The organism is Amycolatopsis sp. NPDC004772, assembly GCF_053601215.1.
In genome coordinates this window covers 74,716-98,968 of sequence record NZ_JBSGBK010000010.1, presented here as the reverse complement: position 1 = coordinate 98,968, position 24,253 = coordinate 74,716, and the positions used below count along the sequence as shown (strand labels likewise).

The 24,253-nt window shown below is 68.9% G+C and carries 25 protein-coding genes; 7 read left to right on the top strand and 18 right to left on the bottom strand.

The features are described 5' to 3' along the window. Positions 1–3 precede the first annotated feature (3 nt). The 10 genes from ACWEF6_RS09340 to ACWEF6_RS09295 are packed head-to-tail and all read right to left on the bottom strand — an operon-like array spanning position 4 to position 8,800. Positions 4–984, bottom strand: a complete 981-nt coding sequence (locus ACWEF6_RS09340) for a hypothetical protein (protein WP_449682443.1) — start codon at positions 982–984, stop codon at positions 4–6. Then, complete coding sequence (locus ACWEF6_RS09335; protein WP_449682442.1) at positions 981–1,595, bottom strand: 4'-phosphopantetheinyl transferase family protein; 615 nt, start codon at positions 1,593–1,595, stop codon at positions 981–983. The genes ACWEF6_RS09340 and ACWEF6_RS09335 overlap by 4 nt, the downstream gene beginning before the upstream one ends. Then, positions 1,592–2,074 carry a flavin reductase family protein gene (locus ACWEF6_RS09330; RefSeq protein ID WP_310976908.1) on the bottom strand — a complete coding sequence of 161 codons (483 nt, stop codon included), beginning with the start codon at positions 2,072–2,074 and terminating at the stop codon, positions 1,592–1,594. Before ACWEF6_RS09330 ends, ACWEF6_RS09335 begins: the two co-directional genes overlap by 4 nt. After that, positions 2,071–3,261, bottom strand: a complete 1,191-nt coding sequence (locus tag ACWEF6_RS09325; protein WP_449682441.1) for an acyl-CoA dehydrogenase family protein — start codon at positions 3,259–3,261, stop codon at positions 2,071–2,073. The genes ACWEF6_RS09330 and ACWEF6_RS09325 overlap by 4 nt, the downstream gene beginning before the upstream one ends. Then, positions 3,258–3,515, bottom strand: a complete 258-nt coding sequence (locus tag ACWEF6_RS09320; protein ID WP_310976904.1) for a phosphopantetheine-binding protein — start codon at positions 3,513–3,515, stop codon at positions 3,258–3,260. The genes ACWEF6_RS09325 and ACWEF6_RS09320 overlap by 4 nt, the downstream gene beginning before the upstream one ends. A gap of 15 nt (positions 3,516–3,530) precedes the next feature. Continuing rightward, a complete protein-coding gene (locus ACWEF6_RS09315) occupies positions 3,531–4,748 on the bottom strand; it encodes a type III PLP-dependent enzyme (protein ID WP_449682440.1) in 1,218 nt (405 codons plus the stop codon). Further along, the gene (locus ACWEF6_RS09310) at positions 4,745–6,208 is read right to left on the bottom strand and encodes a class I adenylate-forming enzyme family protein (RefSeq protein WP_449682439.1); all 1,464 of its coding nucleotides are present in this window, start codon (positions 6,206–6,208) and stop codon (positions 4,745–4,747) included. Before ACWEF6_RS09310 ends, ACWEF6_RS09315 begins: the two co-directional genes overlap by 4 nt. Beyond that, complete coding sequence (locus tag ACWEF6_RS09305; RefSeq protein WP_449682438.1) at positions 6,205–6,453, bottom strand: acyl carrier protein; 249 nt, start codon at positions 6,451–6,453, stop codon at positions 6,205–6,207. The genes ACWEF6_RS09310 and ACWEF6_RS09305 overlap by 4 nt, the downstream gene beginning before the upstream one ends. Next, positions 6,450–7,901, bottom strand: coding sequence for an amino acid adenylation domain-containing protein (locus tag ACWEF6_RS09300; RefSeq protein WP_449682437.1), 1,452 nt, complete (start codon positions 7,899–7,901; stop codon positions 6,450–6,452). The genes ACWEF6_RS09305 and ACWEF6_RS09300 overlap by 4 nt, the downstream gene beginning before the upstream one ends. Next, positions 7,901–8,800: a hypothetical protein gene (locus ACWEF6_RS09295; protein WP_449682436.1), complete on the bottom strand. Its 900-nt coding sequence runs from the start codon at positions 8,798–8,800 to the stop codon at positions 7,901–7,903. The genes ACWEF6_RS09300 and ACWEF6_RS09295 overlap by 1 nt, the downstream gene beginning before the upstream one ends. Before the next feature lie 845 nt (positions 8,801–9,645). Here ACWEF6_RS09295 and ACWEF6_RS09290 point away from each other — a divergent pair. Further along, a complete protein-coding gene (locus tag ACWEF6_RS09290) occupies positions 9,646–9,957 on the top strand; it encodes a hypothetical protein (RefSeq protein WP_449682435.1) in 312 nt (103 codons plus the stop codon). A 189-nt stretch (positions 9,958–10,146) separates the two neighbouring features. Here ACWEF6_RS09290 and ACWEF6_RS09285 read toward each other — a convergent pair whose 3' ends face one another. After that, positions 10,147–11,346, bottom strand: a complete 1,200-nt coding sequence (locus ACWEF6_RS09285) for a putative PEP-binding protein (protein ID WP_449682434.1) — start codon at positions 11,344–11,346, stop codon at positions 10,147–10,149. Positions 11,347–11,507: 161 nt separating this feature from the next. On the opposite strand from ACWEF6_RS09285, the gene ACWEF6_RS09280 reads away from it, so the two are divergent. After that, positions 11,508–11,741 (top strand): hypothetical protein, encoded by a 234-nt coding sequence (locus ACWEF6_RS09280; protein WP_449682433.1) that lies wholly within the window; start codon positions 11,508–11,510, stop codon positions 11,739–11,741. A 188-nt stretch (positions 11,742–11,929) separates the two neighbouring features. Here the strand turns inward: ACWEF6_RS09280 and ACWEF6_RS09275 are convergent, their stop codons facing one another. Next, complete coding sequence (locus ACWEF6_RS09275) at positions 11,930–12,175, bottom strand: hypothetical protein (protein ID WP_449682432.1); 246 nt, start codon at positions 12,173–12,175, stop codon at positions 11,930–11,932. A gap of 476 nt (positions 12,176–12,651) precedes the next feature. On the opposite strand from ACWEF6_RS09275, the gene ACWEF6_RS09270 reads away from it, so the two are divergent. From ACWEF6_RS09270 to ACWEF6_RS09255, 4 genes are all read left to right on the top strand, one after another. After that, positions 12,652–13,515 carry a hypothetical protein gene (locus ACWEF6_RS09270; RefSeq protein ID WP_449682431.1) on the top strand — a complete coding sequence of 288 codons (864 nt, stop codon included), beginning with the start codon at positions 12,652–12,654 and terminating at the stop codon, positions 13,513–13,515. Positions 13,516–14,197: 682 nt separating this feature from the next. Then, complete coding sequence (locus ACWEF6_RS09265) at positions 14,198–14,605, top strand: hypothetical protein (protein WP_449682430.1); 408 nt, start codon at positions 14,198–14,200, stop codon at positions 14,603–14,605. A gap of 104 nt (positions 14,606–14,709) precedes the next feature. Further along, positions 14,710–15,288 carry a DUF3885 domain-containing protein gene (locus ACWEF6_RS09260; RefSeq protein ID WP_449682429.1) on the top strand — a complete coding sequence of 193 codons (579 nt, stop codon included), beginning with the start codon at positions 14,710–14,712 and terminating at the stop codon, positions 15,286–15,288. Between the two features lie 154 nt (positions 15,289–15,442). Beyond that, positions 15,443–16,084 carry an 8-oxoguanine DNA glycosylase OGG fold protein gene (locus tag ACWEF6_RS09255; protein ID WP_449682428.1) on the top strand — a complete coding sequence of 214 codons (642 nt, stop codon included), beginning with the start codon at positions 15,443–15,445 and terminating at the stop codon, positions 16,082–16,084. Between the two features lie 395 nt (positions 16,085–16,479). Here the strand turns inward: ACWEF6_RS09255 and ACWEF6_RS09250 are convergent, their stop codons facing one another. The 3 genes from ACWEF6_RS09250 to ACWEF6_RS09240 are packed head-to-tail and all read right to left on the bottom strand — an operon-like array spanning position 16,480 to position 18,291. Further along, positions 16,480–16,740: a hypothetical protein gene (locus tag ACWEF6_RS09250; protein WP_449682427.1), complete on the bottom strand. Its 261-nt coding sequence runs from the start codon at positions 16,738–16,740 to the stop codon at positions 16,480–16,482. Positions 16,741–16,776: 36 nt separating this feature from the next. Continuing rightward, on the bottom strand, positions 16,777–18,075 hold the full coding sequence (locus tag ACWEF6_RS09245; protein WP_449682426.1) for an FAD-dependent oxidoreductase: 1,299 nt from the start codon (positions 18,073–18,075) through the stop codon (positions 16,777–16,779). A gap of 60 nt (positions 18,076–18,135) precedes the next feature. Further along, on the bottom strand, positions 18,136–18,291 hold the full coding sequence (locus ACWEF6_RS09240) for a hypothetical protein (protein WP_449682425.1): 156 nt from the start codon (positions 18,289–18,291) through the stop codon (positions 18,136–18,138). Positions 18,292–19,234: 943 nt separating this feature from the next. Here ACWEF6_RS09240 and ACWEF6_RS09235 point away from each other — a divergent pair. Beyond that, positions 19,235–21,235 (top strand): ATP-binding protein, encoded by a 2,001-nt coding sequence (locus tag ACWEF6_RS09235; protein WP_449682424.1) that lies wholly within the window; start codon positions 19,235–19,237, stop codon positions 21,233–21,235. Between the two features lie 762 nt (positions 21,236–21,997). On the opposite strand, the gene ACWEF6_RS09230 is transcribed toward ACWEF6_RS09235, so the two are convergent. The 3 genes from ACWEF6_RS09230 to ACWEF6_RS09220 form a co-directional block, all read right to left on the bottom strand. Further along, on the bottom strand, positions 21,998–22,642 hold the full coding sequence (locus tag ACWEF6_RS09230; RefSeq protein WP_449682423.1) for a hypothetical protein: 645 nt from the start codon (positions 22,640–22,642) through the stop codon (positions 21,998–22,000). A gap of 104 nt (positions 22,643–22,746) precedes the next feature. Continuing rightward, a complete protein-coding gene (locus tag ACWEF6_RS09225; protein WP_449682422.1) occupies positions 22,747–23,301 on the bottom strand; it encodes a hypothetical protein in 555 nt (184 codons plus the stop codon). A gap of 128 nt (positions 23,302–23,429) precedes the next feature. Further along, entirely contained in the window at positions 23,430–24,245 is an 816-nt protein-coding gene (locus ACWEF6_RS09220) for a DUF72 domain-containing protein (protein ID WP_449682472.1), read from the bottom strand. Positions 24,246–24,253: the final 8 nt, after the last annotated feature.

The window sequence follows — 24,253 nt, the reverse complement described above, 5'->3', positions numbered from 1 at the left end:
GAGTCAGTCGCTCGCACCGGCGGCCACGAGCACGGCACCGGTGAGGGCTTGGGCGGCTTCGTGTTCGCGCTCGGCGAGTTCGGTGAACGCCGCGCGCACGAGCGTGGGCCGGGCTCGGCCGCGCCGGGCCGACGTCGCGGCGAAGCGCAACGTCCGCGGCAGCTTTTCCCAGCACTTCACGGCTTCTTCGAGCGCCGAGCGCCGCTGTTCGCTCGTGGTCCGGAACCCCAGGTGCCGGCCGAGGCGCCGGTGGCTGCAGACGTGGTGCTGCGCCGCGGCCCAGCAGTCGTCGACGACGTCGGGGTCGCGGACCAGCGCGTCGCTGTCGGCCAGGTGCGTTCCCAAAGCGCCGAGGGCCTTGACGGTCCCGGTCACCCAGTGCGCGGGCAGCGGGTTCGGGTGCACCGGCCGGGACTTCCGACGCAGCAGCAGGTGGCGGCAGCCCGCCGGGGCCGGGTTCTCGAAGCCGAACGCGAGGGTGTTGCGCAGGTGGTGCTTCGCCGGTTCCGGTCCGTCCCGGCGCGTCAGGCGGTCCAGGTCGGGCTCGCCGATCCAGCCGGTGAACGGCTCCTGGTGCTGCCCCGACGTCATCAGGCCGGTGAACCGGTCTTCGACGTGCCAGCGGCCGTCCTCGCAGCCGTCGACCAGCAGGAAGTGCGGGGCCGCGGTCCCCTCCCGCTGCGCCGCCCAGGGCAGCTGCGTGCTGTAGCCGACGACCAGGGCGCACCCGTAGTCCCGCAGCTCCCGGTGCAGGTCGGCGCGGAACCCGGCGAAGCCGTCGTGGCCGCGGTAGGTGAGCCGGGTGCCGTCACCCATCCGGTCCAGCGGGCGGTCGTGGTGCGAGACCGCGACGAGCCCGTCCGGCCGGCGCAGGTCGACGGCCAGCCGCACGGACACGGCGATCGCGTCCGCCGCGCCCGGGGTGCCGTGGTGTTCCAGGTAGGCCGCCAGGTTGGCGGTGTAGCAGCTCAGGCCGTCGGTCATCGCCCCTCCGTTCGATCGGCGTAGGCGCAGCACAGGGCGAAAGCGCTGGCGCGGTCCCGCAGCTGCGTCCACGTGAGGTCACGCCAGCGGCCGGACGCGGCGGCCGCGGTGACGGGAATGCGCCAGGGCCGGCCCGCGATGCCCTGCCCGGTCGCCTTGACGCAGGCCTCCTGGGCGGCCCATACACGGGCGAAGTCCCGTCCGCCCGACGCCGGCTCGGCCGCCATCCGCCCGGCTTCGCCCGGGCAGCACCGCCGCAGCATCGCCGGCCCGGGCAGGCCGGCCTCCTGCACGTCGACGCCGACGTCCCGGCCGCGGGCCAGCGCCACCGCGACGACGTCGTCGGAGTGCGCCAGGCTGACGTGCAGGTCCGGGCGGCCGGGCACGACCGGTCTTCCGCGGTCCGTGCGGTCCAGCGGGTGCGCCGAACCCTCCACTTCGGACACCAGCCGCACGTACAGCGCCCGCACGGCCAGGTATTCGCGGGCCCGGCGCGGTGCCATGGCCCGGGCCTCGCGCACGGCCCAGGCCGGCACGGGCAGCTCCGCCAGCGCCGCATCGGCCGGCGTCGCCGCCAAGTGCACGCCGGGCGCCACCTCGACGCCGGTCACGACACGGCCTTGAGCTCGCGCCGGTGCACCAGCAGCGGGTCCCGGTCCTCGCGGATCTCCGTCCAGGTCGGCGCGCCGACCAGCAGGACGTGGTCCGCGTACGGCAGCTCGTCGTCGAGTTCGCAGGTCAGCGCCGCCACCCCGCCGGTCGGCAGCGGCAGCCCGTCGACCTCCCGCAGCTCGGTCGCCGAGAAGCGTTCGGTCAGCGGCAGCCGCGCGAAGTCGGCGCACAACCCGGCCTGGGCGGAGCTGAGCACGGTGATCGCGAAGCGGCCCGCCCGCCGGATCGCCGCCAGCGTCGCGCTGCGGGCCAGCAGCGAGACGACCACCAGCGGCGGACTGTCCGAAAGGGACATCAGGGCGCTGACCGTGCAGCCGGCCGGGCCGGTGCCGTCCGAAGTGGACACGATGGTGGCGCCGGTCGGCCACTGGGCCATCAGGGTCCGGAACGCGAGCCGGTCGCCCGCCACCGCGGTCACGGCCGGCCCGCCCAGGCCAGCGTGACGCCCCGGTCCAGCAGCGCGATCGCCCCGTTGGCGTCGTAGAGCCGGTCGTTCGCGTAGTTGAGGCTCGCCGAGCGCAGGTCCCGGTGGACGCGTTCCAGCGGCAGCGCGGAGTCCCGCATGTACCCGTGCCGCAGGCCGGTGAGCTCGACGAGCTCGTCGACGACGGCGGCGCAGCGTTCCGCCGCGTGCACCTTCAGGCCGTTGAGCCGCAGCTGGACGTCCGGTGCTTCGGCGTCGGGTGCGTCGGCCGCGTCGCGGATCACCTGCGCCAGCAGCGCCGCCACGGTGTCCAGGTCGAGCCGGGCCCGGGCCAGCCGCCGCCGCAACAGCTCCGACGTCGGGTCGAACGACCCCCGCGTGCGCGGGTCGCGGATCATGCCCAGCACCGAGCTGAGCGCGCCGCGCGCGGCGCCGAGCCAGCAGGCGGCCCAGCCGATGTGCCCGGCCGGCACGAACGTCCGCGTGGCCACCGTCCGGAACCCGCCGGGTTCGCCGACGAGCTGGTCCGCCGGGACGTCCCCGGTGATCCGCAGCGGAACGCTGTGCGTGCCCCGCATGCCCATCGGGTTCCAGCTGCCGCGGCCGGGCTCGGCGGTGACCTGCCCGCGGTCGGCGTAGACGAGCGAGACGTCGTCGTAGCCGGCCTCGGGCGAGGCCCGCATGGTGATCAGGAACCCGTCGGCGACCGCGCCGCCGGTGACGATCGGGGCGTCGCGGTCGATGCCGAGCCGGTCGCCGTCCGGGCGCAGCGGCGCTTCCGCGGTGAGCAGGTGCCCGCCCTTCCCGCGCTCGCTGGTGACCGAGGCGACGTAGACCTCGCCGCGGGCGATCCGCGGCAGCAGGTCCGCACGCAGCCGCGGCCCGGCGTGCGCGGCGATCGCGGCGACCTGCTGGCCGTGCATCGCCCAGATCATCGCCGTCGACAGGCACGCGCCGCCGAGTTCCGCGGCGGTCCGGGCCAGGTCGGCCAGGTCGCCGCCGAGGCCGCCGTGCTCCACCGGCACCAGCAGGCCCATCAGCCCGCTTTTCCGCAGCGCGTCGAGGGACGCGACCGGGAACGTGGCGCTGTCGTCGACCGCCCGGGCGTGCTCGGTGAGCACGTCCACGACCCCGGCCGTGCGCTCGGCGAGCGTGGGCGCGGCGGTGGCCAGCGCCGTCACCGCGCACCCGCCGTGGTGTCCTGGGCCTCCCGCACCCGGTCCAGCAGGGCGTCACGGGTGGCGAACGTGTCGTCGGTCATCGCGTCGTCGGGCAGTTCGACGCCGAATTCGTCCTCGAGGTCGAAAAGCAGGTCGATGGCGCGCATCGAGTTCAGGCCGAGGTCCTTGAGCCGGGCGTCGGCGGTCAGCTCCTGCTGCGGGGCGAGGTTCTTGAGGTACTTGCGCAGGATCGTGTCGAAGCGTGCGGTGTCCATGGTTTTTCCCTTTCGTCAGAGCGGGTTGCGGGTCACGTGCAGCCGGGACGCGGACTCGAGGCGGCCGCCGTCGACGACCGCCTCGGCGGGTGCCGGGTGGCCGAGGAACGCGAGCAGGCCCGCGGTCGGGCCGTAGGCGCCGGCGTTGGGCACGCCGACGAGGTCCCCGATGCCGGTGCTCGGCAGCCGGGCACCGCGGGCGAGGACGTCGAGCGGGGTGCACAGCGGGCCGGCCACCGTCACCGGCTCGTCCTCGACCTCGCCGGAAGCCAGCACGTCGGCCGAGATCGACGGGATCCGGCGCAGGCCGGACATGCCGCCGAGGTGGTGCACGCCGGTGTCGAGCAGGACGTACCGGGTGCCCTTGGACTCCTTGACGTCCACCACCCGGCTGAGCAGCACCCCGCAGTCGCCGACGAGGTAGCGGCCCGATTCGAAGGACACGCGGGGCGCCCCGTCCCGCCACCCGGGCAGGCGGTCGTCCAGCAGCGTCTCCAGCGCCGCCGCGAGCCCGGTGAACCGCGGCCGCTCCCCCGCCCGCGCGTACGGCAGGCCGAACCCGCCGCCGAGGTCGATTTCGCCGAGGTCGGGGAAGAGCACGGCGAGCTTCTCCGCGATGCCGATCCCGACCTCGAACTGGGCCAGCAGGTCCTTCTCCTCGGTCAGGTTGGTGCCCATGTACAGGTGCAGCCCGGTGACGCGGGCGTGCCCGAACCCGGTGAACCGCGGCGTCTCGGCCAGCACCCACGACAGGTCCGCGCCGAACTGCGACGACGTCCCGGTCATGCTGAGCCCCGCGCCGGGCACCGGCTCGTCGGCGTTGACGCGCAGCGCGCACCGGGCTTCGGTCCCGGACCGGCGCGCGAGGTCGTCGACGCGGGCGAGGTCGTCGGGCGAGTCGACCGAGAAGCGCGTGACCCCGTGGGACAAGGCGTGCGCGACCGTTTCCGGGGTCTTGGCCGGGCCGGTGAGCAGCACGGCCTCCGGCGGCACCCCGGCGCCGAGCACGGCGTCGATCTCGCCGGTCGAGCTGACTTCGGCTTCGCAGCCCAGTGCGTGCAGCAGCGCGATGATCCGCGGGTGCGGGTTGGCCTTCACCGAGTAGTACACAGTGGACGGAGACGGCAGCGCGGCAGTCAGGTCGGCGTGGGCGCGGCGGACGGCGTCGAGGTCGTAGACGAACGCGGGCGTGCCGTGCCGGTCCGCGATCTCCTCGTGCAGGGGCGTGATCACAGGGCGGCCTCCAGGGCGCGCTTGTCGATCTTGCCGTTGACGCCGTGCGGGAGCGCGTCGACGACTTCGATCCGGTCGGGGATCTTGTGCGGTTCCAGGCGTTCGGCGAGCCCTTCGCGCAGCTGCCCGGAGTCGAGGGTGCCGGTGACCGCGAGCACGGCCGGCCGGTCTCCGGCGGGCGGGAGCACGGCGGCCTCGGTGACGCCGTCGACGTCGGCCGCGGCGCCTTCCACCTCGACCGCGCTGACCCGGAAACCGTCCTGCTTGTACTGGTCGTCGTCGCGGCCTTCGAAGTACAGGTAGCCCTCTTCGTCGACGCGGCCGCGATCGCCGGTCAGCAGGGTCGCGCGGCCGTAGGCGTCCCGCGGGAAGCGGCGCGCGGTCTGCTCGGGCGCCCGCCAGTAGCCGGCCATCACGTTCGGCCCGCGGACGGCGAACTGGCCCACCTCGCCGGGCGGCAGCTCGGCGCCGTCGTCGTCGAGGACCAGGACCTCCGTGCCGGGCAGCGGCCGCCCGACCGAGCCGGGCCGGTCCAGGTACGCGTTCGGCTCCTCGATGGAGACGCGCTTGCACTCGGTCAGCCCGTACATGGCGACGACGTCGAGGCCCGGCGAGAACTCCCGCAGCCTGGCCGACAGCGCGGCCGGCAGGGCCGCGCCGGTGTTGGTGACCAGGCGCAGCGCGGCCGGGAACCGCCCGGCCCGCGCGGCCAGCCGGGCCAGGGTGGCGCCGAGGCCCGGCACGAGCGGCAGCACGGTCACCCCCTCGCGCTCCACAGTGGACAGCAGGGCCGGCCCGGCCGCGGCGTCGTCGCCCAGCACCAGGCAGGCGCCCGCCTCGGCGGCGAGGAACACCTGGTAGAGGCCGTAGTCGAAGGACAGCGGCAGGCAGCAGAACACCCGGTCCTCGGCGCGGTAGCCCAGCCGCTCCGCGATGGCGGACACCGCGAACAGCACCTGCTCGTGCGTCGAAACCACGGCCTTCGGCATGGCTGTGCTGCCCGAGGTGTAGATCAGGCTGAGGATGTCGACGCCGGTAACGGGGGACGCGGGGACCTCGGCATCGCCGGTGGCGGGAAGCTCGCTCAGCTTGTGCACCTTCGTCGTGCTGCGCGAGACGGTTTCGGCCGCGGCGTCGGCGGCCAGCACCAGCTTGGGTTCGCTGTCGGCGAGGATGTGGTCGAGGTGGAACGGCCGGATCCGGTCGCTGACGACGACGTAGGCCGCGCCCAGCCGCGAAACCGCGTAGAGCAGCGCCACCGTGTCGGGGTCGTGCGGCGCGGCGACCAGCACCCGGTCACCGCGGCCGACGCCCTGGCCGCCGAGCCAGGCGGCGAGCGTCCGCGACCGGCGGGCGAGGTCGGCGTAGGTCCAGCGCAGGTCGTCGCGAGCCAGCGCCGGGGCGTCCGGCGTGGCGGCGGCGCGCCGGTCGAGCAGTTCGTGCAGCAACCGCGGGATCACGGGCGGGCTCCTTCCGGGAGGGCGGTGCCGAGCAGCGACCGCAGGGCGGTGAGGCTTTCGAAGGCCTCGGGCACGATCTCCTCGGCCGGCACCTCGACGCCGAGGTCGTCTTCGAGGCGTTCGAGGACCGAGACGATGGCGATCGAGTCGAAGCCGGGCAGGTCGAACAGGGAATCGGCGGACAGGACGTCGGTGGCGGGAACGCCGAGCACGTCGGCGACGGTCCGGGCGAGGGTGTCGGTCATCGCGGGTCTCCCTCGAGCGTTTCGGCCAGCACGCGTTTCGCCGTCTTGCCGGTGCTGGTGGTGGGCAGGGCCGCCAGGACGTGGACCCGGGAAGGCACCATGTAGTGCGGCAGCCGGGCGCGGCAGTGGCGGAGCAGGTCCGCGGGCAGCGTCTCGTGGTCGGTGCCGGCGCGCGGGACGACCGCGGCGTGCAGGCGGTGGGTGGTGGCCGGGTCGGGCAGGGCCACGACGGCGACGCCGTCCACGCCGGGGTGCGCGGCGAGGTGGGCTTCGACGTCCCCCAGTTCGACGCGGTAGCCGCGGGTCTTCACCAGCCCGTCCGCGCGGCCCAGCAGGTGCAGCGTGCCGTCGGCGTCGCGGCGGGCGATGTCGCCGGTGCGGTAGCAGCGCAACTGTCCGGAGTGGACGATCGCGGCGCCGGTCAGGTCGGGCCGGCCGAGGTAGCCGGGGGTGACGCAGTCGCCCGCGACGACCAGCTCGCCTTCCCCCTCGCCGTCGAAGTCGACGTGCCCCTCGGTGTCGCGCAGGCCGATGACGGCGCCGGTGACCGGCCGGCCGATCGGGAGGCGGCTGTCCGGGTCCGGCGGGCCCGGGAGCCGGTGCGCGGTGACGACGTTCGTCTCGATGGGCCCGTACAGGTTGGCCGCGGCCGCGCCGGGGACCAGGGCCATCAGCTCGGCGAGCGCGGCCGTCCGGAACTCCTCGCCGGCGAACAGGAGCTGCCGCAGGTCCGGCAGGTCGCCCGCGGCGAGACCGCCGCGGCGGGCGAGGGCGGCCAGCGCGGTCGGGACGGCGTAGATGCTGGTGATGCGCCGCTCGCGCAGCAGCCGGGCCAGCGCCGCCGGGAAGAGCGCGGCCCGCTCGGGCACCAGGTGCAGGGCGGCGCCGCCGCGCAGGCCGGCGTAGAGGTCGTAGACGGGCAGGTCGAAGTGCAGCGGCGCGTGCACCGCGACCCGGTCGCGCGGGGTGAGCGGGAAGGCGGCGGCGGCCCAGTCGGTGAACGCCGCCGCGTTGCGGTGGGTGATCACGACGCCCTTGGGGGTGCCGGTCGAGCCGGAGGTGTAGAGGACATAGGCCTCGTCGTCCGGGCCTGCTGCCGCCGGCTCGCCTTCCGGCTTTCCTTGCAGTGCTTCGAAGTCGTCGAGGTCCAGGAGCGTTTCGCAGCCGGCGTCGGCGAGGACGAAGTCACGGCGGTCGGCCGGGTGGGCGGGGTCGATCGGGACGTAGGCGCGGCCGGCCCGCAGGCAGGCGAGGAAGGCGACGACGGTGCCGATCCGCTTGCGGCTCACCACGGCCACCCGGCCGGGCCGGTCGCGGAGTTGCCCGGCCAGCCCGGCGGCGGCGCGGGCGAGCTCGCCGTAGGTGATCGACGGACCGTCGTCTTCGACGATCGCCACGGCGCCGGGCGTGCGCCGGGCCTGGGCGAAGAAGTGCTGGTGGATGAGCATCAAGCGCGTCCTTCCGGGAGGTCGAGGGAGGTGCCGGCCAGCTCGGCTTCGGCGGCCAGCGCGGCTTCGAGGGCCGCGTGGACGGCCGGCGGCGCCGAGCGGCCGGCTTCGACGCGGCGGATCGCGACGTAGGTGAGTTCCTGGAGCTTCTGCCAGCGCGGGAGGACCGTTTCGTCGAAGGCGCGGGAGAAGCCGGGTGCGGGGGTGCCGGGCAGTTCCCGCAGCCAGAGGCCGTGCAGCTGCCGGTCACGGGTGATCAGCCAGCTCTGCAGGGCCAGCCGGTGCAGCGCGACCGCGTCGGGCTCCCGGTACTGCCCGGCGAAGGCGGCCGCCGTGCCGTCGGCGTGGGAGGCGAGAATGGCTTCGCAGTTGGCCCGGACCTCGCGTTCGGCGTCCAGTGGTTCGGCGGGCCCGCACGGTTCGAGCACCGCCCAGGCACCCTGGTCGAGGGCGTGGCCGAGGTCGCCGAGGACCACCTTGGTCGTGGTCGGCCGCGCGTGCCCCCACCGGGTCCGGTTTTCATAGGGATCCACGACGTGCAGGACGGATTCCCGCCCTCCTTCGACACCCTCGACGACGAATCCGTGTTCCATGTGCTCATTTCCGCAGTACGGAAGCCACGGCAGGAAAAAGGCATCCGCGGTGACGGCGACGGCGTTGCCCCGGCCGATCTCGGCCGCCCACGAATTGACGCATTCCGCCGCCGTCCCATTGGCCGTCCATTTCGGACGAAATCCGGTGAAGCGCGCCACGGACCGATCCCGCGCCCGCGGCGGCAGGTCGGGCTCGAGCACCCCGTCGATTCCGCCAACGACCCGAAACGCCCACTGGTAGGCGAAAGGAGTACGCACATCGGCCACCCCGGCGTGCGCCAGCAGCAGCGCCACGACGTCCGACACGCAGTCCATGCAGGCGGAATCGACCCGCCCCATGAGACGGGCACAGGAAACGAAGGCGTGACGATTCGACACGGATCCCCCCAGGAGGCAGCGATGGTCAATTCCATTCATTCGCCATTGGCGAAGCGGTGTGTAATAACTTTCTACCGCACCGCAAATTGCCGGGCAACGCGGCCCATTTGCCGGTCAACCGGCCGGAACCGAGGTGGATCCCCACTCCCCGGAAGCCCCAAACCCGGGCAACCGCACCAACCCGGGCGGCAAACGGAGTAATTCCGCGACGCTGTCCGGCTCAATGGAGTTCCAGAGTTCACCCGCTCGGCGGACGCTCCGCCGGAGGTGTACACGTCAGCGCTCCGACGACGTTCACGCGTCCGGCCCAGCCCTTCGGTGACCGAGCCGGCACACGCTCACGCCGACGAGCGGGCGCGTTCTCTTCCCACCGAGATCGCCGATTCGCCGGAGCAGCACTTCGGCCCGTCCTACTGGTCGAGGTCGTAGAGGTAGGCGACCCGGCCGGCGCCGTGGGGCGTTCGGCGAACCAGATCATGCCGATCTCCCGGTCACCGTGCCGCGCGGTGCAGGGGTGGCGGCCGGGGGTGGCCACGCCATCGGGCAAGAGTTCGGCGTACTCGTCGACGGATCGAACCGGACCGCCGTCATGGCCGCCTCTTCTCGCGCTACAAGCCGCGGACAACGTATCCGTACCCGCCGGCCACCTTTCCGGACACTATGTCCGGACACAGTGTCTTGACAGCACGTCCGAACGAGCCCATCCTGGTCGGGACCGACCGGGAGGCGGCTATGAATTCTGTGGAATTTCGTTGCACGACAGGAGAAGCCCGGTGAACGCGGTGCTGTGGGTGCTGCTCGGCCTGGCTTGGGTCGCGTTCGCGGGCACCACGTGGCTCTGGATCCACCTGGCACGGCAAAGCCGGCGCGGGAACTCGGCAGCCGACATGATGGCGCTCAGCCTGTCGCCCTTGTGGGCCGTCGACTTCCTGCTCGCCGTACTCGGCACGGCTGCGGGCGGCTGGCTCGCCATCCGGCTCGACGGTCTCGGCGCCCGGCTGACCGCCGGCATCGGCGCCGCGGTGCTGCTGGCCCGCATCGCGCTCGGAGCGGTGCAGACGTGGCGGGCTCGGTCGGCCGGGTGACTCGCCGCGCCAACGTCACCGCGGCAACGTCCTCATCTGCCGATGACAGCATGATCGGCTCATGCGTATTTCCCTCGCAATGGAGCGGCCTGCCGCGCCATGGTGCCCGGGTGCGGACGCGGTGGGATGGTTCCCCGTGGGTGGCGATCGTCGAGCGACGGCTGAGGCCTGCGGACGCTTCGTCACGCGTCAGGGACTGCCGCCTTCGGCCCTCCGGGCGAGTTGCTCCAGTTCGGCGGTGCACATCATGAGCGTGCGCGTCGGAAGGTGCCGGAGGTAGTGGTCCACATCGGCACCCAGCACGAATACGTGCAGTGACAGCCCGGCCTCGTGGCACGACTCGATGGCCTGGCGAAGCGCGGCCAGCACGGCCGGGTGCCGGGTTTGGTACGAGGAGGCGACCAGGTGGTTGCCGCGATCCGCCGCGAGGTAGAACTGGATCAGATCCTTGGTGCCGACGAACAGTTCACTGGCTCCCGAAGTGCGGAACTCGGCCGTCGAGTGCACGGCCGCCGGTGTTTCGAGGAAAACGCCGAGTGGCGTGTCGCCGGTCAGGCCGAGGTGCTGCCGCAGCCGCAGGAACTCTTCCTGGTCATTGATGAACGGCACGGCGAAGCCGACTCGATCCGCGTCCCAGCCGAGGCGGACCCGCAGGTAGGCGCGGAGTGCCCGGAACGCGCGCGGATAGCGATGATCCGCCAGCAGCCACCGGGTGCCGTGGAGGCCGAGCTCCGGGTTGGGCTCGTCCTCCACCGCCACCCCGGTCGTGATCCGGGCGGCATCGTCCGAACGGAGGTCGAGCAGTCTCATGACCAGGCGTTGACCAGGAAGGAGTTCCTTCACCATCGAGCACAGCTCCGAGGCGATGGCTTCGCCGTAGTGCTCGGCCTCGCGATCCCCGGCCCGAAGCGAGTCGACCGGGCTCAGATCGGCGGCGAAGCAGACGAACTCCTCGCGGATGAAGTAGCAGGTCACCTGTTCGACGCGCGGCACTATGTCATTCGTGGACCGGATGTCGGCGGCGTTGGCGATGACCACGCAGACCGACTCGAGGTCGTCGAGGCCGGCACCTGCGAGTGGCACCTGCTGCCGCGTCGTGTCGACGCCGCCGAGGATGACTGACTCGCGATCGACCCGGACGGTGACTTCGCCCACCAGCACGTCCGGCTCGAACGAATCGACGCGCAGGACGGGGATTCCCCGCGAGCGGCAAAGCGACTGCATGTGGCCGGTCCGGCCGCCTCTGGCGCAGATCACGGCGGATGAGGCGACGATGGCGTCGTAGTAGTCGGGGCCGAGTGTCTCGACCACCAGAACGGCGCCCTCGATCGGTTCCCTCGTGCGATTGCAGATGCCGCGAACGCTCGCTCGCGGCGAGCCGACGAGCAAGCGTGGTCCCGGCTCGTGCCTGGCCTCGCCTATCAACCGACGTGTTAGCAACCCGCCGAGGCGCCGTATGTGGAAAATCCCATTACCCAAGGCCGGCTTATCGAGGTCAGTCCCAACTGACGGTCTTATCGACTGAGCGTTCACGGCATGAACATCCGCTCATGCCGCTGAGCGCGACGGGCCGGGTATCGGCGTTCGAGCCGGGTAAAGAGACTGATGCCACCGAGGAAACGGTCACGAAAGTACATCTGGATCGGCAGCCTGATAGCCGGCGCTCTGATCATCGCCGCGCTGGGCAATGCCCTGCTGTCCGGGCTGTGTTCATGGTCAGCCGTCATCATGGTCATCGTGGCGGCCGTGAAGTCATCGCCGAAGCCGGCGGCACGAGTCGCTGACCGTTATTCCGCCCGGCCCGACTACGACAGCGATGCGCTGCGCCGCCGTGAGCGGACCCGGGACCGGCGCCGCGAAGAGCAAGAGTGGTACCAAGCCTGCTTCGACGCCGAGCAGAGAGCGCGAAGACCGCGGCGAGGTCTAGCGCCACATCAAGCGAGGTCGGGCGTTGGCTCTAACGTGATATCTCTCAACGACCTTCGCCGTCGATCGAGCGCAACGCCTCGAGCGGTGTACGCCCTGTTGCTTCGGCCAAGGCGGTGACGGCTGCTGCTGCCAGCGCGGTCAGATTCAACGCCGCCGTCACCGCGTTCTCTTGGACGGCGGCGTCGGTGATGTTGTAGACATCCGCGTCCTCGTCGGCAAGGTAGGCAGCCACCCCTTCGACCGCGGCCCGGCGCGTGGCTGCTCGCTTACTTCGTTCGTTGCTCGACACTTCGCAAGTATCCTTGCCGACGTCCGCTCATGCCGAATAGCGGTTGGCACCCTGGAATGGCAGCCCGAGGCCGAGGTGCTCGCGTATCTCCTCAATCCGGCACCACGCCTTGTGCTGCCGCTCCGAGCCACCACACGGCGGTAACTCGGTCACGCGGGGACGGACGCCTCCGGTCACACATACCGCAGGTCAGCGACGAAAGACGGCACGACCGGAGACGCGACCTCACCTGCTCGCCGGCCAGTGGCAGCAAGCCGTCACTCTCCGCGCCTCGCGGCTGTTGCCGTTGCCTGCGCCGAATGCTTGCAGATCGCTGCACTCGTCGGCCTGTCCGGGCGAGCGCGCTGTATTCCGTTAGGCTGAATCGAGGGTTCCGGACACGGACACTTGGAGGGGATGTGCGTCGGCGACCATCATCGGGGGCAGTAGCAGTAGCCGCCGGCACTGCCACGGCGGCGTCGCTCCTGGTCGGTGTGGTGGGCAACCTGGCCACCAACACCATCGACGACATCAGCGCTGGGTGGAAGGTCACCATCTGGATTCTGCTCGGTGTGCTGGCATCGGCGATGATCTTCGCAGCAGTCCGCAACGCCCTGAAATCCATGCCTGATCCGGCCGTTGTCGAGGTGAAGCCACCGACTCCCGTGGTCATACCACAACCGTCGCCGGCGAAGCCGCCGCCGGAAGGAGGTTTTGAGGAGTCCTGGACCGGCGAAGAGAATCCAGACACGATAGGCAAGTATGAGTGGTCTCTCCCGGCTATGCTCCTGTTCGGCGGGAGCGGTCTCATGCTTTTGGTCTCGGCCGTATACCAGTACACGACCCTTCCCACACGGCTCAGCACCGGGACCGACTGGCCGATTCTGGCACAGGCTGGGATGGGCTTCGCGTTCTTCTGGGCTCTGTCGTTCGACGAGTGGTTATCGCTCCGGTCCATGCAAAAGCGGAAACCCGTCCGCGCCCGCACGCTCCGCATCGACGACGAAGGCATCACCAGCACAGACGTGTCGGGCCCTCAGCTCATCCCATGGTCCGCGATCGAACGGGTAGCCGTCGGCTACAACACCTACAAGGAGACACACTCGGGTTACCTGCGACTGCTCACGCTCCAGGTCAGGATGGACAAGAGTGCCCGGCCGATGCTGTACCGCCCTGCCGGATGGCCGGAGAACGTCAAACTCCCAGACGTCTGCCGTGGTCCGGGCCACCCGAAAGAAGGCGACTGGGTGCCCATCTGTGTGCTCGGCCCACTTGCCGAGCCGCGCAGGCTGGACTTCACCAACGCGGTCACCACCTACACGAAAGTGCCGCTGTACAACGTGGAAGCCAGGGACTGGTAGCGGGATAAGTCCCGACTTGCTTGTCGCATGCTTCTCGGCTGTTCATGAAATCTGTGCTGGGTGAGGAGACAGCCAAGCGACGTGTTGTTGAGCCGGCCGTGGCGACCGCGTCGGCGATGATCGCGGCCGTCAGCAGTGAGCTTACGGACCCGGAGAGCCGACCCGGCTGGGTCGCCCACGAGCGACGCGGGAGGCCGCCGGGCATTTCAGTAGTGCCCCAGCTGCGCGCGGTCGCGACCAGTGCGGCGCAATGGGTGGCTCGCGAACTGGGGAACCACCCGTTCGGGCGAGCCAGGCCGACGCCTGCGCCGACCAGGAGACGAGCGTGCCCCCGAGCCGGGCGATGTGTGAGCAGGTTTCGATGACGCGGTTGTCCAGTTGATGACCGAGGTGATGCCGAGCAGGCGGCGGAGCTTCTTACCGGCTCTTTGCACGCTCGTCGTCCGCGGCCACTCGGACGTCCCGGAAGTCCAAAACGGCCGCTCGAGAGATTCGGATCAGCCGCGCGAGATCACCGTCCGCCAGCAGCAGCTCCAGCAGCAGGCGATGAAGGCGTTGAGGTCTGCGTCCTGGCGCGGCCGACCTCGTCGCAACGGTCGAGGAGCATGGTCATCACAACCAGCTCAAGGTGTACCTTCACACGGGCCAAGCTCGGGGCACGCAACGCAGCCAGTCCGACCGAGTGCGCGTCCACGGGATCGGTCTTGCAGCCGCCGACCGCGCCGTCCTGCGGGGCATCGCCGGCACTTTGCGGCCAGGCGGACGGCTGACCATGGACCTCGACAACCTCCCCGCGCTTCTCGCCGCGTATTCGCCTTCGCGGGTCGTGGCCGCCCGCGACGAAGGCAACATGCTCGTCGACCGCTACCGGCTCGACCCCGTGACCGGCCGGCTCGTGGCAGAGCGCACGATCGTCCGCCACGGCCGGCCCCGCCGGACACACTTCGTCAAGCGGCTGTTCGGCTTCCCCGAACTTCGTGACTGGCTACTCGCCTCAGGATTCGCCGCGGTGTCCTGCTACGGCGAAGACGGACGGCCGCTGACCGCGGACCACCGACGGATGATCGTCGTCGCCGCCCTACCGGCGTAGACACAGGGGCGCCATCCGTAGCCGATCAGCGGATAACAGATACACGCGATCACTACGCGCGTAGGTTCAGCGACCTCATTCGAGTACCGGGGGAAGTTGATCTCGTGTCGGAGGACGAACTGTCAGCGCTGTGGCAGCAGCAGTGGCTCGAGTACCCTCCGTTCGCCGGTGAGCTCAAGCTGGCCTATCGCGACCGATGGGCGCGTTTTCACAGCCTGCCCGAATCGCAGAACTATCCCGAAGCCGAGTACGATATCGTGCTCCATCGCTACAACACGGTCTTGGACGAACTGTTCCACGACCGAGAAGTTCGGATCATCACCACCGACTGGTCCGACTCAAGCGAACCCCCGACGCTGTCCGCACAACACGCACGCTGGAACCCAGACGCCGACCACTGGGCGTCCCTGCTCACCGACGAGGACGAAACCGACCCGGACTACATCAGGTACATCCACCTCTACGTCAGCTGCCGACCCTGGCAACCCGGCCTCGTGAACGAACTGCTCCGCGCCGCCGCCGTCTACGACACCGTCGGCGTGATGATCACCAGCCTCGCCTTGGACCGCGTACATCACCCATACGACGGAGGCGCCGACATCATGCTGTCCACCACCGCCGAACGCGACGCCCTCAAACGCCGCCACGCCGACTGGCTCTCCGATCACACTTCCGGCTACTGAGCATTCGAAGTTCGCGCGCGCCGCCGACCACACCGCGTGACGCACGCTCATGCCGCCGATCGCGCGGAATTCCGCGACGACTGCGCACCGGCGATCATCGGCCGGTGAGGCTGTGAGATGTAATGAACGTCCAGTCCCCGGCGACTTCGTCCTCGTGTCATATGGTGCGCTTCCCGGTGAGCCGGGTCCGGTCCCGGTCGACGCGACGCGCTGGGCAGCCGGACTCCCTCCCGGCACCTGGCCGGCCGGCTTCGCCACGAGCGGGAACGTCTGCCGCAACGATGTCTTCGCCCTCGCCGAACGCTGGCGTACGCAGGAAGTCTCGAGCACGCAGCTCGCGGCCGGGGTACTGGCCTGGGGACACGGGCTCCGCGGGTACGGGCCCTTCCGCACCGGCGGCATCCTCGCCCAGCCACAGGCTGGCGAGCGGCTGGAAGCCGCGCTCGCCGGCCTGCGTCCGGACGCCGTCACCCCGACCGTGCTCGAGCACTGCTACGAGCGGTTCACAACCACCTCGAAACTCTCCGGTCTCGGCGCGGCCTTCTTCACGAAGCTGCTCTACTTCACCGGCTACCACCGCGGCAAAGAAGGGATCCAGCCGCTGATCCTGGACCGGGTCGTGGCGGGCCGGCTGCCCACATCGGCGGGACCGGCCAGGAAGTACCGGACGGCGTGGTGGACCAGCACCTGGCTGGCCTACCTGCACTGGGCAGCAGACCAGGCCACCCGTCCCGAGTTCGGCGGCGAACCCGACCGCGTCGAGATGGCACTCTTCACCGGCTCCTGGACACCGTGAGCCGAGATCATGAGCTGTGACGATGGCCGGTCCGTGCGGATGAAAGCGTGAGGCGGGAACCCCGACACCTCCCGTCGAAGCGTGAGTTCCCCGGACCTGGCCCGGCTCGAACAGGCTGCCGCCCTCACCATCCGACGGGCAGAACCACACCTCTACCGGGTAGATGCACTTTGGGCCTGCTCATCGTGTTGGCAAGTCGAAGCCACCTGCCGCGGCGACGGGGTTTCCCCGTGATGGTCCACGGCTCATACCGCTGACCTCACTACCGAGACGCGCGCTCATGCCGACGACAGCGCGTTCTGGCCAACCGTGAACGGCCAGCAGTCGATGTCAGCTGAGTACCCACAGGCTGTCGACCTCCTCGGTCGGCTGCGGCCTGGCCTGGGCGGTACGTACTAACGCGAGGCGCCTGCACGTGCCAACAGCTCGGTGGTCGCCTCCCACAGGCGCTGCTCGCGGTCGCGGGCGACCGGCCGCACCTCTGTCAGCGTGGTCTTGACTACGAACGCGCCGTCACGCAGGTGTGCCCACTTGTCGTCGAGCGCCATCGCGGCCAGCAGCGGCCCCGGGCGCCGCGGCGTCGACACGCCCGGCATCCAGCGCGGTTCGATCATGTAGACCGCGCTCACCGCGAGGAACGCGAACGGCAGCAGCACGGTGCCCAAGGCAGCCGGTGCGCGGGCCTCGGCGGCTCAGGTGCGACGCAGGCCCCCGAGCACGACGCGCGCCAGCACGTCCGGGCGCAGGATCGACGTCGGCGGTTGCAGGAGCCCGATGGTGCGGATGAACGCGGCGGCGGCCACGGGGTCGTGCGCGGCGACGCGTTGCAGCCGGGCCACGTATCGGTTCAGCGTCTTGGTCGACAGCGAGCGGTGGCCGGGGATCTCCGGCAGCGCCAGGTCTCCGAGCGCGTTGAGTTGCCACACCGGGTCGATGATCTTGGCCGCGGCGCGGAAGAACCGCGTGGACAGGTCCGCGTCGCCGGTCACCAGGCACCGCCGCAGGGCCTCGGACTCCAACGCCGCGACGGTCATGCCTTGGCCGTAGATCGGATTGAAGCTGCACATCGCGTCACCGAATACGAGCAGACCCGGCGGGAACTGCCGCAGGTGCTCGTAGCGGCGGCGCAGGCTCGCCGGGAACCGGTGCGTGCGGATCTCGCTCACCGGTTCGGAGGCGGCCACGGCGTCCTGCACATCCGGTGGCGCGGACCGCTTGAGGAACGCCAGGAACCCCGCTTCGTCGGTCGGCGGGTGGTCACCTGCCATGCCCACCTGGGTGACCATCCAGTCGCCGCCCTCCTGCGCGGCGAACGCGAACCCGGTCGGCCGACCGGGCACCGGACCGACCAGCACCAGCTTGTCCTGGAACGGTGTCTCCGGCCGCACGAGCCTGCTGGCGTACATCATGTTGACGTCGATCCGGTCCTCGGCGGGCGTCGGCAGGCCGACCGACGCGAGCCACGACCGGGCCCGACCGGACCGGCCCATCGCGTCGATGACGAGGTCGGCGGCCAACACCTCCTCCGCACCGCCGCGGTCGACCCGGACACCGGTCACCCGGTCGCCCTCGAACACCGGCCCGACCACGTCGCAGCCGGGCACGATCCGCACGCCGGGACAGGTCGCCACCCGCGCCCGGACCGCGCCCTCCAGCATCGGCCGGGTCGCCTGGATGTCCGCCGCGCCGGTGTCCGAGCGCACCATCGGGTGACCCGCCAGCACGAACCGAGCGTCCACATTGAACCCCACCGGCACCGCGCCCGCCGCGACCAGCTCGGCCGAGAAACCGGGGAACATCTCGTCGAGCGCATCCTTGCCGCGCAGCAGAATGGTGTGGAAATGCCTGGCCTGCGGCACCCCCCGCCGGTGCACGACGTCGGCCGCCAGGGCATCCCGGTCGACCACCGTGATCCGATCGTAGGAGCCGACCAACGCCCGCGCCGCCAGCAGTCCACCCATGCTCGCGCCCAGCACCACCGCATGCGTCATGGGGCGACTGTGACAGGTTTCCGCAGCGGTGCGCTTATTCACCTGTGCTGACCTGCTCGGTCAAACGCCGAGCAGATCAACCACCCGGCCCACCTGGTGGTCGAACACCAGGAAGCCACGCACCAGCAGGTCCTCGCCGATCTCCGGCCCGAGATTGTCCCGCAACACGGCGACCGGCCCCCGCCACCGACGGCGGCCCTTCGCGTTGTACTCCACCAGCAACCACGGCCAGAAAATTCGATCAAGGCCTAACTAAACGTCCGCTTCTGCCGAGGGTCGGTCGACAGTAGAGCGAGTCGGCGCACACACGCCGACAGGCGGACGCCGGTACGGCTACGGTCGGTGCACCAGCTACGACTGTATTGGCCCCTCCGTCGGGCATCACCCGATCCGCCCAGGTACTGCGGAGATCAAGTCTTCGACACCGAGCCTCTGTGCGGCGAGACCACGTCGATTCCAGTCCTGGTGGTACCCCACCTCAGCTACCCAAGTGAACTGCAACGCGCCTTGCGAGCGGCGTTGACCAGCCGGCCGCAAATTGGACACAAGGTCGTCGCGCACGTCCGCCAACTTATGGATCTGCTACTGGTAGTCACAGCTCCGAAAGAACTCCCCGCACATCCGTCTTCGTCGATGCGAAATCGCTTCATCAACAGAACCGTTCATGAACTACTACCAAGATCGCGCCCGCGATCACCGACGTTCACCCAGACCCGCCCTCCGCATTCAGCTCGGTCGCCCAGGAGCGACTGTCCGGCCACGCCTGTTTCTGGCTACGACATGGCCAACGGAGCGGATGCAGACGCATTGCGCAACGCACGCTCGGACGCCACCGGCCGACGAGCCGGCCTGTCGGCGAGGGCTCGACTGATTGAACATTGAGGACAAGGAAGCAACTTCCTGTACGTTGGACGCGATTGCCCCGTCGCGGAGGATAGTTGATCGCTACGTAAACGAGCTCGACGCGAAAGGATCAGCGTTGACTGATCATCATAACAATGTTAACGGCAGCTCAATCGATGCAGTAGTACAAGCGGGCACCGTCACCGGCGGACTGCACATTCACAGCTCCCCCAGCGCGCGGCCAGTGCCTCGACAGCTACCGGCGGCACCGAGGGTGTTTGCCGGCCGAGCCAACGAGTTGGCCAAACTTAACCACATGTTGGACTACGAGTCACAGCACTCGGCGCCGACGATGGTGATCTCAGCGATCGGCGGAGCTGGCGGAATTGGCAAGACTTGGCTTGCCTTGCGCTGGGCCCACCAGAACTTAAACCGATTTCCAGACGGTCAGCTCCACGTCAATCTGCATGGATTCAACCCACGCGGACGCGCGGTTTCTACAGCGATTGCGGTGCGGGGATTTCTCGACGCGCTTGGGGTCAGACCGGCCGAGATCCCCCTGGACACCGACGCGCAAACAGCTCTCTACCGAAGCCTTGTTTCAGGAAGAAGAATGCTAATTTTTCTGGACAACGCGGCCAGCACCGCCCAGGTTGAACCCCTCCTCCCTGGTAGCCCTGCCTGCACAGTGTTGGTCACCAGCCGCAATCAGCTGCCCGGCTTGATCAGCTGCCACGGCGCTCGTCACTTACGTGTTGACACTCTATCCGCCGACGAGGCACGCGCATTACTGGATGCCCAAATCGGTCCAGAGCGAGTCGCCACCGAATCCGTCGCCGTCGACGCAATCCTCGAATTTTGCAACGGCTTCCCGCTAGCTTTGAGTATCGTATCCGGCCAAGCTTCTACTCGTCCAGATCTATCCCTTACTTCCCTAGTCGATGAACTCTGCGAACTTCGACTGGACGCGCTGACAAATGAGGACTGCACCGCAAGTTTTCCAGAAGTAATGTCATGGTCGTACCGCTCCCTTACTGGCGCGCAGGCAAATATATTCGCTTTGCTTGGAATCGCGCCCGGCCCAGACATCAGCCTGTCAGCCGCAGCAGCTCTCGCAGGAATCAGCTCGGCCAAGGCGAGGATACTGTTGCGTTCATTACAACATTTATCACTGCTAAGTCAAACGGCATCAGGCCAATATCGCATGCATGACCTCGTGCGTCTTTACGCTGCCAGCAAGACGGCCCCACAGGAAAACACAATGGTCGCTTTGCGCAGAATAACCGACTTCTACCTCCATACCGCCCACGGCGGCGATCAACTTCTTGATCCACATCGCCCAGCCATCCAACTTGATCCGCCAGCGCCGGAATGCTACCCGGTGAAATTAAAGAACTTATCAGCAGCGATAACTTGGCTTGAGTCCGAACACGCTTGCCTGCTCGCAACACAGCAATCAATCATCTCTCACGGTTGGTATCATGCCACGTGGCAGTTCGCATGGGTTTTGGATACTTTCCATTACCGCAAGGTTCGATCAAGCGATCGTATTAACATGTGGCAAATTGGCCTTGAAGCCACTTTAAGACAGGAGGACATATCAACCCAGGCTTTGGCTCAACGCTGCCTCGGTGACGCCTATGCGGTACGACAACAGATCACTAAAGCAGTGGACCATATCGAAGAGTCTTTGACTTTGGCAAATTCCATCAACGATGTCAATAATCAAGCTCATGCCCACCTGGCGCTCACCTGGACATTCGAAATGGGCGGAGCATGGCAGAAGGGTTTCGAGCACGCCACCCACGCACTAAAACTTTTTCGAAGTCTCGACTCTCCAGCTTGGGAAGCTCGAACACTTGCCGAACTTGGACTGTGCGTTCGCGAACTCGGCGAAATAAACGAAGCTTACAATTATTGCAAGGCCGCACTCATGTTACATGATGATTGCCAAGACCTTAACGGGGAAGCGTACACCTTGGGAATACTTGGCAATATCGCCTTTGAGGTAGGCCACAATGAACAGGCGGCCGGATACTTCAGAAATTCACTAACACTGCATCGGAAGCTTGCGAATACTTTTCTTGTAGCGCCGACCTTATATGGACATGGGCGTACCTTGTTAGCTCTTGGCCGTATCGATGAAGCTCGCGAATCGTGGCAAGAGGCTGTCGTTGAATTCAGGGCGCAGAATCGAATTCGCATGACCGAACGTGTCATGCGAGACCTCGACGATTTGAGTAGGATCGACCACAGACCATCGACCTCCGGCTCCGCGCATCCGGTTAGACCTTCACACTTTGCCGATTTGGAGTGAAAGGAAACTTGAAGCACCAAGCCTTCTTACAGGATGCGTCCGGTTCCTGTCTCCACAATGCCACGTTGATCCGGGAGGCAACCACGGGCTCCTCCCTCCTCGGACTCGACACCGGCGACTTGGATGTCGTGTCTTCGGCTGGCAAGGGCTGCTCACTGCCGACGTGGCACCTCCAGACGCCGCACCACCACATCGAGACAGTGACCATCATTGGCTGCTCATGGCCCTCGCCGATGAATCCCTCCTCCGACCCGGACCTTCGATCATCGCGTTGGCTCAAGCGAGCAGCTGCTGCGACAGCCGCCGGAAAGCATGTACTGACCAACGCACTCTCATGCCGCTGACCGCATAGCTACGCAGCGATCACATCACTGAGGTCTGGCTGGTCTGCCGATGAGCACAAACCGACGCCGGTTGGACCCGCGCAAGGCAGGATCAGGCGGTCACGGCTCCGGGTTCGGGCCCGACGGACGCCACCAACCCGGCGCCTGACCGGCGTTTGCTGCAGGAGAGAGGGCGTACATGGTCGGGGACCGGCGCACCGGCTGCGGCAGCCTCGACGTACGCCTTGGCGCCTTGCGCTCCGAGGTCGGGTGCGGACGCCCGCACAAGCCGGAGTGTGTCAAGGCGCTGACCGGAGTCGAGCAGGTCTCTGACCCGAGACCGCAGGAGGTCATGGCGTTCGAGCCCGCGAACCTGCTCCACCTGGAGCTCAGTCCCCCAGAACCGCCCTCGAACGCACGCTCATGCCGCCGAGCGTCACTACGCTCCCCCGATCCAAAAGAGGGCGAGATCGACGTCACGGGCCAGCCAGCTGTCATCGTGTCGGTGAGCCAAGACGAGCAGTTCATCGATCAGCTGCATGTAGCGCCCATATCGACCGGGCGACGAGGACAGGGTCTCGCCTAGCAGTTCCAAGCCACGATGGGCTCGTCTGTCGTATACGGCCATGCGGCGCGGGGCGGCGGCGACCAGCACCGCGGAGGCGAGAGCGTCTCCTGTGGCGAATCCCGGAAGCGAAGCCAACAGTCGGCGCCCCTCGCTCGCTGCGGCCGGTGCCGACACATGAGGGTCGCGGACTGCGCCCAAGACCCGCGCTGTAGTGGCGCGTACCTCGACATCCGGCACGCTCATCAGTCGGCGCGCCCATGGGGTGTCTGCGCGAAGTCGCTTCCACAGGAGAAGCGCACCAATGTCTGATTTGCCGATACTTCCCTCGGACCGAACACGCTCCGCCACCTCGAGCAGCACCTCGTCGTAGGCGGACGCCACCTGCTGCTCGTACGCGGTGCGCGCCGTAGTCAGCTGTACCCACCTCTGGTCACTAGCGCCATCAACTTCAGTCACATCGACAGCATGCTGGACCGCACCCAGCAGTTCGACAGCCCAGACCCAATCGGAATCCACGTCACCGGCCTACGTCTCCTCGCCCCGGCAACGGCGACGCGACCCCTCACCGCCGCCCGCGGACCGGAACTCCGCCCAAGTCCGATCTCGGAGGCCCCGGTCGGCTACTGCGGGCGTGCCGGGAAGTCGGCGAGGAACGTCGCGGGCACAGCACGCGGACGGCGGGGGCCCCAGCCCCCGCCGGCGAACAGGACGACGCACGAGCGGCCCGTGCCACCGACCCACCCGGACTGCGTGCGATCGAACGCCGACTGCGGAGGGCGGTGCCAGAAGCTGGCCCCACCCCGCAAGCGAGCACCTTCGCCGTTGCCGTACCGAACGACGTAGTCGAGCTTCCGCTCGGGATCGACCGATGGCCCGGGGACCGCCGCGAGGGCGGCGGCGAGGACCCCTGCCGGTTCGCTCGCGATCACTGCCTGGACCGTCACGGCTCGCCAGCCGGTGCGCCGGACCGACTCGTAGCGCATCCACCACAGCACCGCCCCCGGCACAAAGCACACCGACGCCGCGATCACCACAAACGCAACGACCGGCAAGATGCCGCTGCTGTCCGAAATCAGGAGGATCACCAGCGCGACCACCCAGGCCAGGCCGCACGCCGTCGCCCTCAGTGCGACCGCCCCCACCCGCTCCAGCTCGCGAGCCAGTTCCGCCTCCATTCACGCCAGCGTACCGACCTCGCCGAGGTGAAAGCCGCCACGAAATTCCCGGCCCAACAGCCGGACGGCCGCCGTCAGCGTACCGTCGTACCCGGTCCTCTCCAGGTGCCGCAGCGGGTACTGCGTCCCTAGAACAACGTCGCGGGCTCCACCGGCTCCGGCTCCGGCAGCGCCGCGACACCAGGCACCAACGCCCGCACCTCATCATGGAACCGACGCGCCAACTCCCGCGCCTCGTTGTTGTCCGGCGTGTGGACGAACACCGTCGGCGAGCGGCCCTCGCGCAGCCACTCCGCCACCACCTCCGTCCACGGCTGCCACCCCTCGACCGTCTCCGCCACCGCGTCGCGGCCCAGGTAACGGACGATCGGACGGTCGGTCAGCGCACGCGTCCGGCGGGGCAGGCGCGGCTTCTTCGCCCATGCCTCCTGCTCCGCCTCGCTGACCGGCGGGCTCCGGAAGAACGCCGTCGTGTCGAACGGGACCCACTCCGCGTCCGCCACCCCGAGGGCCCGCTCCAGCAGCGCTGTCGACGCCGCCTCGGTGAAGAACTCCGGGTGCCGCACCTCCACCGCACGCCTCAGACCGGGCGGCAAGCGGCGCAGGAACCGGACCAGTGCCTCGACGTCCGCGGGGGCGAACGAGCCCGGGAGCTGGGTCCACAACACCGCCCGGTCGGCGAGTGGCTCGATCGCGTCCAGGAACGCCCGCATCTCCGTCTCGACTCCGGCGAACCGGCGCTCGTGGGTGACCAGCTTGGGCAGCTTGACCACGAACCGGAAGTCCGGGCCGGTCTGCTGCGCCCACGTCTCGACGGTCGCCCGAGCCGGGGTCGCGTAGAACGTCGTGTTGCCTTCGACCGCGTTGCACCAGCCGGCGTAGGCGCGCAGCCGCTCGCGGGCCGGCACCGAGGGCGGCAACGGCCACGCCTTGTGGGTCCACATCGCGCACC

Excerpts from the sequence above, each read along its gene's own strand:
- ACWEF6_RS09340 (WP_449682443.1), bottom strand. The coding sequence starts at position 984 with ATGACCGACGGCCTGAGCTGCTACACCGCCAACCTGGCGGCCTACCTG.
- ACWEF6_RS09320 (WP_310976904.1), bottom strand. The coding sequence starts at position 3,515 with ATGGACACCGCACGCTTCGACACGATCCTGCGCAAGTACCTCAAGAAC.
- ACWEF6_RS09305 (WP_449682438.1), bottom strand. The coding sequence starts at position 6,453 with ATGACCGACACCCTCGCCCGGACCGTCGCCGACGTGCTCGGCGTTCCC.
- ACWEF6_RS09300 (WP_449682437.1), bottom strand. The coding sequence starts at position 7,901 with ATGCTCATCCACCAGCACTTCTTCGCCCAGGCCCGGCGCACGCCCGGC.
- ACWEF6_RS09280 (WP_449682433.1), top strand. The coding sequence starts at position 11,508 with ATGCCGCTGAGCGCGACGGGCCGGGTATCGGCGTTCGAGCCGGGTAAA.
- ACWEF6_RS09245 (WP_449682426.1), bottom strand. The coding sequence starts at position 18,075 with ATGACGCATGCGGTGGTGCTGGGCGCGAGCATGGGTGGACTGCTGGCG.
- ACWEF6_RS09235 (WP_449682424.1), top strand. The coding sequence starts at position 19,235 with ATGTTGGACTACGAGTCACAGCACTCGGCGCCGACGATGGTGATCTCA.
- ACWEF6_RS09225 (WP_449682422.1), bottom strand. The coding sequence starts at position 23,301 with ATGGAGGCGGAACTGGCTCGCGAGCTGGAGCGGGTGGGGGCGGTCGCA.
- ACWEF6_RS09220 (WP_449682472.1), bottom strand. The coding sequence starts at position 24,245 with ATGTGGACCCACAAGGCGTGGCCGTTGCCGCCCTCGGTGCCGGCCCGC.